The sequence below is a fragment of the Planctomicrobium mucosum genome (assembly GCF_051466335.1).
GTDB lineage: Bacteria > Planctomycetota > Planctomycetia > Planctomycetales > Planctomycetaceae > Planctomicrobium.
On record NZ_CP195793.1, the window covers coordinates 528,524 to 543,950 of the forward strand.

The window sequence follows — 15,427 nt, forward strand, 5'->3', positions numbered from 1 at the left end:
TCACCTTACACTGACGTGTGCACTCGATCATCTCAGCCCCCTCAACTTCCATTCGAGTTCTTTGATCAATGTCTGAATTCACTCCGCCGGCAGTAGACACTCCCCCTCCTCCAGTGAACCCAGGAAAAACGATCGGTTGTGGATTCCTGATGGGGCTCTGCACAGTCATTCCCGGAGGAGATAGCGGAACCATCGCGCTGATCATGGGTATCTATCAGCGTCTCGTGACAGCTATCAGCCGAATCGATGCTGTGTTTCTCATGCTGCTGGGGAAAGGTCAGCTCAAAAAAGCCCTCCAGCGCATCGACGCCCTTTTCCTCGTCTTCATGGGGATCGGTGTTGTTGTCGGTGTCGGAAGCATGGGGAAGTTGATGCACTACTTAATGGAGCATCATTTCACCCTGATGTTGCCGATTTTCTTCGGAATGATTGGTGCTTCGTGCTGGATGGTGGCTAAGCTCGTTGAACGTTGGGGCGGCTTGGAGTTCGGCTTACTGTTCGGAGGAATCGCACTTGCGATCGTCATCCTTCAAATGCCAGGACTGAAAACTCCGCCCGATGATTTGTGGTATATCGTCATTTGCGGATTCATCGGGATCTGCGCACTGATCCTTCCCGGCATCAGCGGTTCATTCCTGTTGATCATCCTCGGGAAATATCACGACCTGACCGGCGTGATCGACCGCGCGACAAAGCTCGACCTGACATCAAATGACTTCGGGATTCTCGTTGCTTTTGCAATCGGATGCGGACTCGGACTGGTCAGTTGCAGCAAGGTACTCAAGTGGATGCTCGAGCACCACGGAAGCGCGACGATGGCTGGGCTCTGCGGAATCAAGATCGGGTTTCTTTATAAGATCTGGCCGTTCCAGAAAGACCTGACTCCAGAGATCACCGAGTTCAAGCACAAGACAATGGAGCCAATTCTAGCCCCCGCAATTGACGGGCAATTTTGGTTCGCGATTCTTCTGGTGATTGCGTCAGCAGCCTTCGTGATTTGGCTGGAACATTACGCAACGAAGAAAGCGCAGGCGGTCATCCACGACGATCAACCTTCGGCTGCGTAGAACAAGAACTTCTCCGTTTTCAAGAAAAAGAGCCGCACAGCTGACGTTGTGCGGCTCTTTTCGCGTGAAATGCAATCAACTGGCACTACTTGGATTTGTTAAAGAGGATCTTTGTTCCATCTTTTCCAGCGGCGACAATGTCGATATCTCCATCGCCATCCAGATCGGCGGATCGGATCTGAAGACCGATTCCAGCAAGACCTTCATTGGCGACGTGCCGCTCGAAGTTTCCTGCGTCGTCGATCTTGTAGTAGGTGATGATGGGTGATTCAGCAGCCCCCGGGTCCCCCCCATTGTGTGCGCGAACCCGCTTGCCGGTGATCAGTTCGTCGCGTCCATCTCCATCTAGATCTGCAAAATGCAGGCAGTGCAGTTGCGAGTACGATTTGTCGATCTCGACTTCACGAAATTTCAGCTTTCCGTTCTCGTCAACCCCTTCGGAGAACCAGACAAACAGCCCGTAATCGTGTGGATTACCGATGATGATGTCGTTCAATCCATCCTGATTCAGATCGCGAACGAGCACAGGCACGCTGAGAGCTTTATTCCAGTCTTTATGAAGTTTCCAAACCCCATCGAGCGCGTTCTCTTCCGGTGCCTCCAACCATCCAGCCCCGGTAATGATGTCCATGCGACCATCATTGTTGATGTCACCGAAACCGAACCCATGAGTCTGGCCCTCTTCAGAGAGCAGATGTCGTTTGAGTGTCGGCTGCCCATCATCGGTTTTAGTCAGTTCCCAAGCGACAACCGGATTCGTATTCACCCAGGAATTCGAAATCCACTCGGGTTTCCCGTCACCGTCCAAGTCAACGAGAAACGATCCTTCGTTGGATCCAAGTCCAGTATCGAGGAGTAGGTGCTTCTTCCACATTTCGCCTTTGGCCAGTGCCTCCGGACCGGGGTTTTCATACCAGAAGACGGAAGATGTAAAGAAGTCGCCAGCGACAACATCTGGACGCCCATCACCATTGACGTCATATGCAAAATCGCCGTTGGAATGAACGTACCCTCCTTCGTCGTCGAATGCACGCAGCGGACGAGGGAGCCAATCGCCATTGCGATACCAGTTTCGTCCAGCCACGACGTCAGGTTTGCCATCGCCATCAATATCAGCGATGTCGCATCCTTCGTTCAGGTCGACGGTAAGCACTTTAACGTCAAACGGGATTGAATCGCCCGCGGCAGTTGCCTGGGCCGTTCCAACAAGTGCCCCGAGGCTCAGGAGGGAGTGGAGGAAGAGTTTTCGACTCATGGCATCCATTTCATCTAAGGAGGGAGATTTCAACCTTGTATGATACATTTCCGCGAAAGGATCAACACTCACCAAGCTATATCGCGCAAAATTTCGCACTCACCTCAGCGATGGTGTCGGTCGAAAGTTGAAACTTCCCACTCATTAATGCTCAGAGGCGGCCAACGTCCGTCTTTCAGACATGAAACGGCGAGTTCTGCGATCCAGAATCAAGAAAAATCAGGTTTGAGTCACTTCTGCCCATTGGTTGGCATCACGTTTGCCATGTTTGGATTCCGGAAGGATTGCTGCTCGGCCTTTCCACACTTTACCGCGATTTTGGTTCAATCGAAGAAAATGATTGCACGAAGTGTGGGCAAGAATGCTTCTGAAATAAGCATGAGTGCTTAGGCTGGCAGCTCCAGTTAACCGCGAAGAACCTCGATGCGTCGTAAATGTCCCGAAAGCGAATTCGGGGATGGCACAGCACGAGTTTTCGGTGAGTTGAATTCCATAAACCGATAATTTTGACGCGGAGCCCTGATGCGAGATGCCTATCAGGGACCAATTGACCATACTGCTGTCTCGACCTTACCAAATTCCTGGGAGTAAAACTGAAATGGGATTGTCCACGTACAAACTCGAATACATCTGGTTGGACGGATATCAGCCAACACCGAATCTGCGTGGCAAGACGAAGATCGTCGAGAAGGCGCCAGAATCCGTTGAAGACCTCGACATGTGGGGTTTTGACGGAAGTTCAACTCAGCAGGCTGAAGGTCGCAGCTCAGATTGTCTGCTCAAGCCAGTCGCTCTGTACCCAGACGTCACACGTAAGAACGCGTTCATCGTCATGAGCGAAGTTCTTCTGCCAAACGGTGAACCACACCCAACGAACTTCCGCGCTGGCGTCCCAGAAGAGCCAGATCTCTGGGTCGGTCTCGAACAAGAATACTTCTTCTGGCGAGATGGCAAGCCATTGGGCTTCCCCGAAGAAGGCTACCCAGCACCACAGGGTCCTTACTACACCGGTGTTGGATACAAGTACATGGGCGATCTCGCTCGTGATGTTGTTGAAGAGCACATCGACATCGTCCGCGAAGCAGGCATTAACCTCGAAGGGATTAACGCCGAAGTTGCCAAGGGACAGTGGGAATTCCAGATTTTCGCCAAGGGATCACGCAAGATTGGCGACGACATGTGGGTCGCCCGTTACATGCTCCTCCGCCTGGCTGAGAAATACGGCCTGGACGTTGAATGGCACTGTAAGCCAGTCCGCGGAGACTGGAACGGTTCCGGAATGCACTTGAACTTCTCAACCAAGTTCATGCGCGAAGTCGGCGGTAAGGCGTACTTCGAGAAGCTCATGGAAGCTTTCGACAAGTACAAGAACGAGCACATCGCCGCTTACGGTCCAGACAACCACCTGCGACTGACCGGTCTGCACGAAACCCAGTCAATCGACAAGTTCAACTACGGTGTTGCAAACCGTGGTGCTTCGATCCGTGTTCCACACTCATTCGTCAAAGATGACGCATACCGCGGATACATCGAAGACCGTCGTCCAAACTCCCAGGCTGACCCATACCGCATTATTCAGCGGTTGTGCCAGACCCTGAAGACCGTTCCAGAAGCCTAAGTGAACAGTCCAGTTTAAGACTCGAATTAGCCGCACATGAAAATGTGCGGCTAATTTCACTTTGTGAGTTGCGATTTCGCCAGCTCTCCTGTGAAAATCGCGGGAGAGCCGCAGAGTGCGTTTTCGGCGAGTCTTTTGAATCAGCGTTATCAGCATCGAGATCCTTATGGAAGAGGCCAAGAATTCAGCACGGGCTCTGGTGAAAATCGGGTATGACGGGAGCGTTCACAAATTCTTTCGCCACCAAAATGCTGCCGCCCGCTTCGAAAACGAATTGCGGGTTCTTCAATACCTGGAGCAGCGTGGTTGTGATTTTGTCCCAAGAGTCCTCAGCTACGACTCTGACAAGCTGGAATTGGTGACGACCAACTGCGGTGCCCGCGTGGACCAGATGGACGACGCCAAACTGAAGTCTCTTTTCGATGAACTCGAAACATACGGCGTACGCCACGACGATCCGTATCTGCGAAATGTGACGTATCGATCCAGAGACGGTCGTTTCTGCCTCATCGATTTCGAATTTGCCACAATCCTCGATCCCTCCATCGCTGCACCTGCCGCTCCTCAGCCATCCAGTTCAGTCATCAATGCGGACGATTTTCTTGAAACGCCTTACCCGGGGGTCATTCGCTGGTCTGGCTTCCGACACATGGGGAAGGTTCGACCAAACAATGAAGACGAGTTTCTGGGAGTGGCGTTCAGCCAGCAGGAATTCATTTACCTCAAAGGGACAGGAGAAGTCCCCGTTGCGGAATTCGACTACGTGTTCGCAGTCAGCGATGGCATGGGAGGCGAACGATCTGGCGAGTTCGCGAGTAAATTTGCCATCGACAACATTACGCGTCTGATGCCGCAACGCTTCAGCCTGAAATTGAAAAATCAGGCAGCGGGGATTCGAGATTGCCTGAGAGAACTGTTTCTGGGAATTCATCGTCAGCTGACGGTGCTGGGGAACAGCTATGAAGAGGGCCGCAACATGGGGGCGACTCTCAGCATGGTCTGGTTTGTTCAAGATCGCTTTTACTACGGCCACATCGGAGACTCCCGAATTTACTACCTGCCCCGATCCGGCGGCATGGTTCAAATCTCCCATGACGACACCCACGTCGGTTGGCTACGTCGTCAAGGGGAACTCAATGAGCGCGAAGCGCGTCAGCACCCGCGAAAGAATGTTCTTTCTCAATCGCTTGGCTCCGGAAACCGCTATGTCAAACCACAGATTGGTGAGATTCGACTGGTTCCCGGCGATCGATTGTTGCTTTGCACGGATGGTGTCAATGACGGAATTTGGGACCATTCTCTCGAAGACCTCATTCGATTGCCGACACCTGAACAGAGAATGATGACTCCAGCTGAGAGGATCGTGCAGGAAGCCGTTAGAGCGGATGGTCGAGACAATTCCACCGCAATGGTTGTGGAAGTGGGTTGAGAACCGCGTCGGATCACATCTGTCGGCGACATTGACTATTGGTGAACGAAATGAAGGACGCGGATTCTCAAGCTGTTGAGGGGAAGGATTCGTTCCCGGGTCGCGTCGATCCCGCTGCCAGTGTAGAGAGATCTCGCCAACTGCGGTTGCAACAGCTGACCTACGTCACGGCAGTGGGAATTGCCGCCCGAATCTTGATAATTGCGATCGAGTTCTGGGGAGTGTGGTTGAGCGGGTCTTCGGCACTTTTCGTCGATGCCGTCTCAAGTCTGTTTGACGTCGTCTCGAGTCTGGTACTTCTTATTGCCATTCGGTTAGCCGCTCGACCTCCGGATAAGGACCATCCATTTGGACACGGGCGAGTCGAACCGCTCGCTGGCTTTCAACTGGGAGTGTTATTGTTCGTTACCGGCTGCTTCATGGCCTATCAAAGCCTCGTCGCAATCAGCGGATCGCATGAAATCCAGCGAACTCTTCCCTGGGTTTGGATGATTCCAACATTCGCGACGGCACTCCTGTTCCTGGTAACGCGATGGATCGACCACGTCGGAAAAAGCACCCGCAGTTCTGCCCTTCAAGCGGAAGCAAAGCACTTTCAGGTCGATGCAGCCACCAGCCTAATAGCTGCAGTGACACTCCTTGTCGCATCATTCTGGACCACGCATGCAAATCTGCTCGATCATCTCGGAGCAGGCGTGTTGTCGTTGCTAATGATCATCCTGGGTGCCCAAGCGACATGGGAGAACGTCCATCAGCTTCTAGACCATGTTCCTCAAGACGAGGATTTCAAAAGAGTGCGTGAATCTGCGATGAGCGTGAATGGTGTCATCGACGTGGAGAAATTGCAGATTCAACACGCGGGTCCTGACGCCCACGTGAATATCGACATTGAAGTGCAACCAGAGATTTCAGTTGCCCAGTCACACGTGATTGCCCAGCACGTGCGAGCGAGAATCCAAACGGATTGGCCCTTCGTCAGAGACGTGATCGTTCATGTCGAACCCTATTACGAGGGGGACCATTGATGCTGCTTCGCTGGGGGTCCTCGATCTGGCAAGCTGGTCTCGCATTCGTCACACCATCCTGTTGTCAGTGGTGCCTGAAACCATTGCCTGAGATGACACAAGGCAGGAATGACTTCTGCGATCCCTGCCTAAAAGCCATTTCCCCAACCATTCCACACCGATGTGAGCGCTGTTCTGCACCTGTCGGGCCAAATCTCAAGACAAGTCATGGCTGCATTCACTGCCTTTCGGATGTGATGCACGCCAAAGCAGTTGTCAGCCTCGGGGTCTATCGGGAAGAACTGGCAAAGGCCTGTCGACGCTGCAAGAGATCTGGGGAGTCTGCATTAACCAAAAGTCTGACGGGGCTGCTTTGCGTTAGAAATCGAGAGCAGATCGAATCGTGGAAGGCCGAAATCGTGGTCCCGGTTCCTCATTTCTGGTGGAATCGAATTCAAAAGGACCATGCCTCCGACGCAGTCGCCGAGGTAATGGGGCGATTCTTGATGGTCCCAGTGAGGAGGAATATACTCCACAAAACCAAGTGGACGCGGAAACAGCTGAGCCTTTCGCCCAGTGCCCGGCGGAACAACTTGCGATCCGCGTTTCGCGTCTGTTCAGCCGCGTCTCTCAAAGGTCGTCGGGTTCTTCTTACGGACGACATAATGACGACTGGCACAACTGTAGAACGGTGTACACAGGCATTACTGAAAGCGGGGGCAGCTAGCGTGACAGTTGCTGTTCTTGCTCGCGGCATCGGTGCCTGATTCACCCAATTTTTAGGTTCGCCGATTTCGCTACGATGCGACTATCGGCGGGAGCTCACAATGAATCAGGAACAGCCTCGAACACTTCGAATTGCGACGCGAGAGAGCCAGCTTGCGCTCTGGCAAGCGAATTTTGTTGCAGCTGAAATTCGTCGAGTTACTTCAGAAGTCCTCGTCGAGTTAGCCCCAATGTCGACAATCGGAGATCGAAATCGCGTTGATGCATTGAAGACAATGGGGGGCCAAGGAGTCTTCACTCGCGAAGTTCAGCGTGCGGTTCTCGATTGTCAGGCAGATCTCGCCGTCCATTCACTGAAAGACTTACCGACTGTTCCTACCGAAGGTTTGAAACTTGCGGGCATTCCTCAGCGAGCTCCGCGATTTGATGCTCTGGTCCTGCCAATTGGAGTCAAAGGTTCATTTGCAAAGCTGCCAGCAGGAGCTCGAATCGGTACTGGAAGTCCGCGCCGACAATCTCAGCTGCTACGTGCCAGACCGGATCTCCAGTTGATCGAGATTCGAGGGAACGTGGAAACACGAATTGCGAAAGCTGATGCGGGGCAATACGACGCAGTCATTCTGGCAGAAGCAGGGCTGAGGCGATTGGGACTACAGGACCGCATTTCTGAAGTGCTCGGTCCGCCAGTTCTTTACCCAGCAGTTGGACAGGCTGCATTAGGAATCGAATGCCGAAGCGATGACCCGCAGGTACAGGAAATTCTCGCTCGACTCACGGATGCGAACACGAGCGCTGAAGTTCGCGCGGAGCGAAATTGCCTGTTCACGTTAAAAGCGGGATGCCATGCTCCCGTCGGTCTCGTCTCAACAATCCAAGGGAAAACCTTGAAGCTCGAAGTGCTCGTTCTGAGTCCAGATGGAACAGTGTGCTACCGGGTCGAAACGCAGGGGGATGTCGCCTCTCCCGAGGAGATCGGAAAACGGGCAGCGGAGGAACTTATTGCTCAAGGGGCTGCTGAGATCCTATAGCCGCTTCGGACTCGGTCAACTTGAATTGCAGACGTCGCAGTAGAAAGCTGGTCAGAAAGAAGCTCACAGTGATCCCGACAGCGTCGGCGATCCAGTCATTGAGATCCGGGACGCGGTTAACGAAACCCTGCAGGTATTCGTCCAGCGCAGCGTATCCGAGCAATCCAAACAAGAGCCGGTAGCTGGGAGTTTGTGGTTTGGGACCGAGACAAAAAGCCAGAATTACGAGCGTTGCGAACACGAAAAACGCCCCCGCGTGAATCGCTTTGTCGAACAATGAGACGACATCCTCGATCAGCAAAGGCACCGGGATATGCGTTGCGATAAACAGGGTGAGTGTACACAGCACCGCAATGACACGAATTGCGAAGACGATTTTTGGCGACATCAAGAAGCTGCTGAACATGACATGTTGCCCCTAAGCCCTTTAGATGTGCGTCGGGACATTCAGAGGGTGATTTAAGTAGAACCGGCGGGAGTGAAGTGATGAGACTTCGCCCCCGCCGGAAAATCATAGCAGCCTGATGAAAGAACTACTTGTTCTTCCATGCTCCATTTTTAGGAGCACCTGGCTGTGCGTCTGGTCCGAAGTACCGGAGACCGACCAGTGGTTCGGTTCCGTTGTTTTCGAATGTCACTCCAGCGTTGGCCTTCTTGCAGGTCACGAACACTTCGTCTTCTGTCATTGCTCCGAAGCGGATCATGACAGGAGTCTGAATGTCCAGCGTGCCAATCTTTCCGCGGCCTTGAACGGTGATCCAGCTGAACGCACCCGGATCTTTGATGGTGCACTTCGCACCTGGCTCGAGTGTCAGTTCCTTGGCGCTGAAACGTTGTTCGCCGTCAACGGTTCCGTACACGATCCACTTGTCGACCCAACCCTGTCCCTGCTCAGAAACGATTGGCTCGATGTAGTTGTTGTCACGGAAGTTTGGATCGACGTTCTTTTCCCAGTCGAGTGCATTGACCAAGTATTCGTTGTCGTTGTGGAATTCTTCCGGGAAGTCTTTGGTCAACAACGAACGTGGAGTCATACGACCTTCGACGAGTGATTGATACATCCCGAAGACGTCGCTTCCCCATTGTGGTTCGTAGGTGACGAGCGAACCTGGAGCATGCAGAACGCACGGTGGAATCAACCAGCCTGTACCTGGCTTGAGGCGGTAGGCCTTGGAAATGTCGAGGATTCCGTTGTCCCCTTCATTCCAGCGATCCAGACAAGCAATCACTTCTTCTTTGGTGACGCCTGGCTCGAACCCCATGAATGTGTATGGGAAGTTGTTGCCGATCGCGTTCATCTGGGGTGGGAAGTAGTACGACTCTGGCTTCCCTTGCTGACCGACGAGAGCAGCTTGCTCATCATTCTGGTGCATGTGATGCGGGATGGGCCCCATGTTATCGAAGAACTTGGAGTAGACGGGCCATCGCTCGTACTTATTCCAAATCGCATCGCCGATGATCTCACCCTTGAGTTCGTTCACAGCGTCGCGGAGTGTCACTCGCTCCCCATTGTGAACGATGTACGAAAGTCCTTCATCGTGTGCAGCGTTTTCGTTCGCCGCGACTGTCGTTGAGCCGAACCATCGCTCGTCGATCCCGCCACGATCCATTCCAAGCGCGTAATAATCGGCTGGGTGAAGTTTCAGACGGCGACCTGGTTGAAGGAAGGAGCGCGGAACCCAAGTCGGTGCCAGACGCAGAATTCCGTCGTTATCACTCAGTGCAGCTGATGCAAGTTTGGCGGCATTGGCCATGTGGGAACCCTTGATGATTCTTCATTTCGATCGACCACAAATGCAGTCGACGACAATTTACGAGGACTCGACTGATAATATGTCGAGAAGAGCCTGCGATTGTGGCGGCTTGCATCCAGATTTTCAAATAGATGAACCGGTTTGTCCATTGAGAATCACTGCCTGCAGACTTACCGACAGGGCAATGTTCTGAATTTCGTGACGATCTGAAGACAGAATGCGTCGCCTGCAAACAATCCATTGGAACCATAAGTCGAACAGCAGCAATACACTACGCGATTTTCGAAAATAGCCGCGATCCCATCGCTGACGAAGCAGTGAATTTCCTGCCATCACCGGGAAATCCTGATTACGAAATTGTGAGGACGGCTGATAAAAAGTTTCCAGGAAATATGGATTACACGCCTGCCTGCAAATATCATCAATCACTGATTCGTTGTCAGCAGCTGTTTTGGCCGTACTTGACGGAACCGTATAGGTGTCTTCGATGTCATCGATCAAAGTGCAATGCCCGGATTGTTCCGTCCAGCTGAAAGTCAAAGAGACAGCGAAACGCGGGAAGTGCCCCAAATGCGGTTCGACGATTGACGTCCAGCGTGATGCCATTGTGGAGGAAGTCGACGTTCTTCCAGAGGACGATTGGGACACTCCAGCTCAGGCTCCGCAAGCGCCAAGTCGCCGCCAATCGAGGTCCGCTGCTCCGCCCGTTTCCCCGGGGAAAGTGTCAAAGACAAAAAAGAAGGGGAAGGGGTGGCCTCTCGCTGAGGATAGCAGTCAGTTTCATTGGGGACTGACACTGTTCCTTGGTGGAATCCTCGCCTCTTACCTGCCGAGAATCGGCTTCACGCTGAAGATCTTTCAGAAGCTTCCCCCCTCCGCCCAAATCGGAATTGGATACATCGCCACGGTTGCGGGCCTCATCATGCTTGGTCTGTTCTTCCTGAAGAAGGAAAAACCAGAGACCTCATTTCGCAATACATGGGGCCCGATGATCGCGACATTTCTCGTCCTGGTGATCACTTCGTTTAATGCCAAGCCGATGGGTGGAAACCAGTTCGCAGCTGCGAATCAGCAAGCACCACCTCCTGCACAAAATAATGCTCCATTGCTGCCGAGTCATCGAGCCGCGAATAACGCCTCAACACTGGGTTCAAACACGTCCCACAGCAGCCCGTTTGGGAATAATGATCACATCAGGGGCGGTAATTCGTTCGGAAATACGGGTTCACTCCCGCACGCAGGATCCTCTCAATCACGTGATTTCAATTCGTCGATGTCCAATCCTCCTTCAATCGGCAATCAACAAGTCGGAGGACAGACGTCACCATCTCCTTTTGGTCAGGGGGGGCAGGCGAATTTTGGCCCGAGCCCATCCAACTTTGGCTCCAGCCCGCCCAATATTGCCGGATCACCTCCAATATCAACGAACCCGTCTCTGACACCTCCACCTGCGGAGACGCCGCCAACAGGCACAGCACCGGTCCCCACTGTTGCTGACTTCGCTGCTGCGTTTGGATTTTCTTCACCCGCAAGCGGGATGCCACCAGCGAACGCCCCCTCAGGGAAGACGGATTTAATGGACGTCCTCAAAACCGCCAAACCGACAGCGATTGGCAAGAAATGGGACTATCCCGAGGAAGAGTGTTTAAGCATCATTTTCCCAAGACAGAGCATTGCTGACGTTCACTTGAAGTCCAGTCTCGCCAGGAACGTGACGTTCGCGAAGTCCACCCGGATCCTCGAGACAGAACTCGGACTATGTCTTCAGGTCGCTCCGGTGAAAGACTTCGAGGAGTCGATCGAGAAGCTCAGTTACATCGACTTTGAGCAGGTCAATGCAGATGCTCGCGTCGCAATCGCAAAGGTCCCGAATCCGAACCCAACGGGTGAGGAGAAGCAAGCCCAGATAGCACGAGAGATGGAAGCCCATTCGAATGCGACTACTGAATCGCACAAGAGAAATCACGCGAATGCCATGGAAAAAGCCGGAGCAAATGCCTCGACTACGTCGTTAGAGGAGTTGCGAGAACGCCAAAAGAAACGAAAAGCGGAGTTCGAAGAGTCTCGTCGAAAAATTCAGGAGGAAGTCGAAAAGATGCGAGCAAACCGAAATTCTGGGACAACTCCCTAATTTGAACTCTTCTCAGTTCAAATGGATCACCCTGCGTCCTTCAACTTTTAGCTTCCCGGCCGCAAAACGAGCAATCGCCTCGGGATAAGCTTCGCACTCCTGTTCAAAGACGCGGGCTGCAAGTGCGTCTGGAGTGTCATCGTCGAGCACAGGGACAACACGCTGGTTGATGATCGGGCCGTTGTCGTATTCGTTATCACAGAAGTGGACGGTGCAACCTGAGAATTTGCATCCTCGTGCGATCACTGCTTCATGAACATAGTGCCCAAACATTCCCTTGCCGCTGAACGAAGGGATGAGGGCTGGGTGAATGTTCATCACCTTCATTTCATAGTCAGCGGGGATGAAGATCTGTGTGAGAAACCCCGCGAGTACGACGAGATCAATCTGGTGTTCACGACACAGTTGAAAGAGTTCTTCGCTGTAGGACTTCGTGTCTGAAAATCCTTTTCGTTCCAGCAGAACGGTCTTCAAGCCGAGCTTTTCGGCGCGTTCGATCCCGGAGCAATTCCGACTCGCGACAACCAATGGAACCGTCGCTAAAAGCAACCCACTAGCGATCTGCTTCTGAATATTGATCAAGGTCGTTCCTCCGCCGGAGATCAACGAAGCGATCCGAAGCGGAGACTGACCGGGAGTTGCGGAGTTCATGGAACGACTTGCCAGAGCAAACAGAATTAATGTGGCGAAAAGAGTGTGGTCCTCGTAGACCGATCCATATCGGAATTGGTCCCGCCAACTGCGTGTGATTCTACGGACTATACATGACGTTGAGTGCTCGTCGCCATTCCTGCGGGATCTGCTGACGCTTTTCCGTAATCGGATCGCACGGAACAATATCAATCATTTTCCACCCATCCGATTCTGGCTGCCATTTTGCTTCCCACATCGTCGAGTGCCGCATATCTCCGGCTTTCGAGCTGAGCGTTGTATTCACTCGAAATGTGCTGGTAGCGCGGTCTCCGCTGTTGGTGACATCAACGTTCACATCAGTGATGCGGGTATCAGGCCCCAGTTGGACCAGATTGAATGCTGCAGACGCCAGAAGCTGAATATCTCTTGCTGAGTTGGAAATGTACGAAATCATCTCCTTGTGTCGCCGGGCCTGAAATTCACGGACAATCTGCACGGAGTTCGCTTCGACTTGTTCTCGATCGGTCACGACAGCCTGATCGTAGAGAAACGCCCCGATTGAAAGGGCCAGCGGGAACAACAAGAGTACAAGTAGCCACGACTTACGCGTTTGCGCCCATGCAATCAGGATGAACACCGCGACGATCATACTCACAATCACGACGGGCCAAGGGGTCTCGCTGGGCCACATTATCGACGCTCCTTGAGGATGAGGCCGCCGCCTGATCGAGTCAGGGGCGCCTGCTATTTGGAAATGATATCTTTCACGAGCGCTCGTGATGCCTTGTAAGCATGGCGAATTGCGAAGACTCGCGTTTCGATCTGCTCTTCGGTGAAGTATCTCCCGATTTCGCTGGGGGGAAGACCAGCGAGCGTCAGTGTCAGCGGAAGTAGTTCCATGAATTCACGATAACGACGCTGCTGATCATTGGTTGATGATGGTGCATCTGACACGATTAACGTCCTCGCTAGGCGGGGAAATCAGCAATTGGGAACTGTTGCTGACTTAGGAACTCGGATGTGTTTTTCTGACTCCGAAAGCATAAGCATTTCGCGATTTTCAATCTACCACACCCGAACCTTACTCAATCGGATCAGCGGAAGTTGTGGGCCCCTTTCATCGACTATGACTTGAAACGTCTTCTCCATACCGACTTCAACAATCGATCTCTCAAATTTCGTTATTTCATCAGCTCTGCAAAATGGAATCCGTCAATGCGAACGACAGTGAACAGGCAAACGATCAGTTGAAGAAAGAACAGCACCGCAATCCACTTCGTCGATTTTGAAGAGGAAAGATGAGCATCGATCGTCAACGCCGCACTCCAGACTGCGAGCGGCATCAGGAAAATCCACAAGCGGGCCGCTTCGCCCATGTTCTTCCCACTCATCCAAAGAATCACCCAAACACCTACGCTGATCAGGAGATCGATTCGCAAGGGATTCTGCTGTCGCCAAATCTGTTTCAGTCCGAAGAGGCTGATTACCGCAAGCGGGAGCCCCAGCGAAAATCCCAGTTCAATGGGACCAACGAATAACCACGGCAGGTAACTCCGGGTGGAATGCGCATAAAACGAGGAGTGATTGTGGATGTTCTGCATCCACACCGCCAGAAGGTTCATCCCACTCGCGAGCCATACCAACAGAATAGGCACGATGAATCCCATCGCCGCCCCTGCAAAGGGAATGAACTGCGATGGCTCGAATGCTCTGAATGGAAGCTTGTTCGCAGAGGAGGACTGGGGGTCGCGGACTCGGAAGATTCCTTGCAGCGTGATCATCAGACCGATTGGCAGAAATGCGAGAGTCAGATTGCAGGCAATCCATAGCAGCAGACCGGTGACTGCTCCCCAGGTAATGTTCTTCCGCTCCACCGCCTCGAGCCAACTCCACATTGCCCAGAGCGTGAGACAAGGAAACATCGCGTCCGACTTCGGAAAGAAAATCGCAGCAGCCGGAACGAGTAGCCAGAATGCTGCCGTCCACCACGCTGCCTCAGCCGATGCAAGACGACGCGAGATCAAATAAAGCGGAATGACGCTGCCTGCGATCTGTAGAACAACCAGAACGGAAGCAAGCCAGAGAACGGCCTCGTCGACTTGAAGATGTTCAGGAGATTTGTTTGCGTGCATCTGGGCGACAACGCTGTACCCTTCACGAAATGGCGCCGGTGCGGTTGCACGAATGAGATCTCGAATCGCTGGAGCACGCTCGCAAATGTCGATCATTGCGACAAACGCGAGAGTCAGCCCGGGGGGATGAGTCCCCATATGGAGATGGTTTTCAGGATTCGACTCATCCGCGATTCGGGCGTAGTAGGTGTCGAGAAATTCTTTGACGTTAGTCACTTCATCTCGTGCCTGAGTGAAATACCCTGACGACCGAGTATAGAAGAGCACAAACGGGGCGCGACTCATTCCCGCGATTCCCGGGACAGAAGCGATCAGCGAGAGAATCCAGCCGCACCCAACGATCCACAGGCCGACCAGCGCAAGTCCCCTTCTTCTGCTTGAAAGCGATCCGATTTTCTTGCTGAGATAAAACACATAACAAAAGAGCAAAACTCCCGACAGAATCGCTGCCCAAAGACCAACGAGGTCAAGAATCGTGAAGTCGACTCGCTCCCAGACCCATTCCTTCGGCACGCCGAGTGGAACTTTGGTCAGCCAAAGAAAAATGAATTGAACCAGTCCTCCCAGCAGCGCAATCCAAAGCCAAAGTGGGGCTTTTGATGAAGAGGAGGATGGCAGATTCGTGTTTGTTGAAGTTGCTTTCGCCACAG

At 52.8% G+C, this 15,427-nt stretch carries 15 protein-coding genes; 7 read left to right on the top strand and 8 right to left on the bottom strand.

Features of this window, described 5'->3' with window-relative positions; translation table 11 throughout:
• Positions 1–68 precede the first annotated feature (68 nt).
• The gene (locus tag SH668x_RS02215) at positions 69–1,067 is read left to right on the top strand and encodes a DUF368 domain-containing protein (RefSeq protein WP_437187066.1); all 999 of its coding nucleotides are present in this window, start codon (positions 69–71) and stop codon (positions 1,065–1,067) included.
• An 85-nt stretch (positions 1,068–1,152) separates the two neighbouring features.
• On the opposite strand, the gene SH668x_RS02220 is transcribed toward SH668x_RS02215, so the two are convergent.
• Entirely contained in the window at positions 1,153–2,322 is a 1,170-nt protein-coding gene (locus SH668x_RS02220; RefSeq protein WP_437187067.1) for an FG-GAP repeat domain-containing protein, read from the bottom strand.
• Between the two features lie 604 nt (positions 2,323–2,926).
• Here SH668x_RS02220 and SH668x_RS02225 point away from each other — a divergent pair.
• The 5 genes from SH668x_RS02225 (at position 2,927) to hemC (ending at position 8,127) form a co-directional block, all read left to right on the top strand.
• Positions 2,927–3,940, top strand: coding sequence for a glutamine synthetase beta-grasp domain-containing protein (locus SH668x_RS02225; protein WP_437188503.1), 1,014 nt, complete (start codon positions 2,927–2,929; stop codon positions 3,938–3,940).
• 166 nt (positions 3,941–4,106) lie between these two features.
• Positions 4,107–5,369 carry a protein phosphatase 2C domain-containing protein gene (locus SH668x_RS02230; RefSeq protein WP_437187068.1) on the top strand — a complete coding sequence of 421 codons (1,263 nt, stop codon included), beginning with the start codon at positions 4,107–4,109 and terminating at the stop codon, positions 5,367–5,369.
• 50 nt (positions 5,370–5,419) lie between these two features.
• Positions 5,420–6,394: a cation diffusion facilitator family transporter gene (locus SH668x_RS02235; protein ID WP_437187069.1), complete on the top strand. Its 975-nt coding sequence runs from the start codon at positions 5,420–5,422 to the stop codon at positions 6,392–6,394.
• Positions 6,394–7,140 carry a ComF family protein gene (locus SH668x_RS02240; RefSeq protein ID WP_437187070.1) on the top strand — a complete coding sequence of 249 codons (747 nt, stop codon included), beginning with the start codon at positions 6,394–6,396 and terminating at the stop codon, positions 7,138–7,140. The genes SH668x_RS02235 and SH668x_RS02240 overlap by 1 nt, the downstream gene beginning before the upstream one ends.
• A gap of 60 nt (positions 7,141–7,200) precedes the next feature.
• Positions 7,201–8,127, top strand: coding sequence for a hydroxymethylbilane synthase (hemC, locus tag SH668x_RS02245; protein ID WP_437187071.1), 927 nt, complete (start codon positions 7,201–7,203; stop codon positions 8,125–8,127).
• Here the strand turns inward: hemC and SH668x_RS02250 are convergent.
• From SH668x_RS02250 to SH668x_RS02260, 3 genes are all read right to left on the bottom strand, one after another.
• Complete coding sequence (locus SH668x_RS02250) at positions 8,096–8,515, bottom strand: VanZ family protein (protein WP_437187072.1); 420 nt, start codon at positions 8,513–8,515, stop codon at positions 8,096–8,098. The two genes, hemC and SH668x_RS02250, sit on opposite strands and share 32 nt — an antisense overlap.
• 145 nt (positions 8,516–8,660) lie before the next feature.
• The gene (locus SH668x_RS02255; protein WP_437187073.1) at positions 8,661–9,881 is read right to left on the bottom strand and encodes a class I mannose-6-phosphate isomerase; all 1,221 of its coding nucleotides are present in this window, start codon (positions 9,879–9,881) and stop codon (positions 8,661–8,663) included.
• A gap of 123 nt (positions 9,882–10,004) precedes the next feature.
• On the bottom strand, positions 10,005–10,382 hold the full coding sequence (locus SH668x_RS02260; RefSeq protein ID WP_437187074.1) for a hypothetical protein: 378 nt from the start codon (positions 10,380–10,382) through the stop codon (positions 10,005–10,007).
• On the opposite strand from SH668x_RS02260, the gene SH668x_RS02265 reads away from it, so the two are divergent.
• Positions 10,369–12,012 carry a hypothetical protein gene (locus SH668x_RS02265; protein WP_437187075.1) on the top strand — a complete coding sequence of 548 codons (1,644 nt, stop codon included), beginning with the start codon at positions 10,369–10,371 and terminating at the stop codon, positions 12,010–12,012. The genes SH668x_RS02260 and SH668x_RS02265 overlap by 14 nt on opposite strands.
• Before the next feature lie 12 nt (positions 12,013–12,024).
• On the opposite strand, the gene purN is transcribed toward SH668x_RS02265, so the two are convergent.
• From purN to SH668x_RS02285, 4 genes are all read right to left on the bottom strand, one after another.
• Positions 12,025–12,663 carry a phosphoribosylglycinamide formyltransferase gene (gene purN, locus SH668x_RS02270; protein ID WP_437187076.1) on the bottom strand — a complete coding sequence of 213 codons (639 nt, stop codon included), beginning with the start codon at positions 12,661–12,663 and terminating at the stop codon, positions 12,025–12,027.
• 100 nt (positions 12,664–12,763) lie between these two features.
• A complete protein-coding gene (locus tag SH668x_RS02275) occupies positions 12,764–13,336 on the bottom strand; it encodes a hypothetical protein (protein ID WP_437187077.1) in 573 nt (190 codons plus the stop codon).
• A 53-nt stretch (positions 13,337–13,389) separates the two neighbouring features.
• The gene (locus tag SH668x_RS02280; protein ID WP_437187078.1) at positions 13,390–13,599 is read right to left on the bottom strand and encodes a hypothetical protein; all 210 of its coding nucleotides are present in this window, start codon (positions 13,597–13,599) and stop codon (positions 13,390–13,392) included.
• A 227-nt stretch (positions 13,600–13,826) separates the two neighbouring features.
• Positions 13,827–15,425 carry a hypothetical protein gene (locus SH668x_RS02285; RefSeq protein ID WP_437187079.1) on the bottom strand — a complete coding sequence of 533 codons (1,599 nt, stop codon included), beginning with the start codon at positions 15,423–15,425 and terminating at the stop codon, positions 13,827–13,829.
• Between the last annotated feature and the right edge of the window lie 2 nt (positions 15,426–15,427).

Bases quoted from the DNA above. Each gene is read 5' to 3' on its own strand.
- purN (WP_437187076.1), bottom strand. From the start codon at position 12,663: ATGAACTCCGCAACTCCCGGTCAGTCTCCGCTTCGGATCGCTTCGTTG.
- SH668x_RS02275 (WP_437187077.1), bottom strand. From the start codon at position 13,336: ATGTGGCCCAGCGAGACCCCTTGGCCCGTCGTGATTGTGAGTATGATC.
- hemC (WP_437187071.1), top strand. From the start codon at position 7,201: ATGAATCAGGAACAGCCTCGAACACTTCGAATTGCGACGCGAGAGAGC.
- SH668x_RS02250 (WP_437187072.1), bottom strand. From the start codon at position 8,515: ATGTCGCCAAAAATCGTCTTCGCAATTCGTGTCATTGCGGTGCTGTGT.
- SH668x_RS02240 (WP_437187070.1), top strand. From the start codon at position 6,394: ATGCTGCTTCGCTGGGGGTCCTCGATCTGGCAAGCTGGTCTCGCATTC.
- SH668x_RS02255 (WP_437187073.1), bottom strand. From the start codon at position 9,881: ATGGCCAATGCCGCCAAACTTGCATCAGCTGCACTGAGTGATAACGAC.
- SH668x_RS02230 (WP_437187068.1), top strand. From the start codon at position 4,107: ATGGAAGAGGCCAAGAATTCAGCACGGGCTCTGGTGAAAATCGGGTAT.
- SH668x_RS02235 (WP_437187069.1), top strand. From the start codon at position 5,420: ATGAAGGACGCGGATTCTCAAGCTGTTGAGGGGAAGGATTCGTTCCCG.
- SH668x_RS02265 (WP_437187075.1), top strand. From the start codon at position 10,369: ATGTCATCGATCAAAGTGCAATGCCCGGATTGTTCCGTCCAGCTGAAA.
- SH668x_RS02220 (WP_437187067.1), bottom strand. From the start codon at position 2,322: ATGAGTCGAAAACTCTTCCTCCACTCCCTCCTGAGCCTCGGGGCACTT.
- SH668x_RS02215 (WP_437187066.1), top strand. From the start codon at position 69: ATGTCTGAATTCACTCCGCCGGCAGTAGACACTCCCCCTCCTCCAGTG.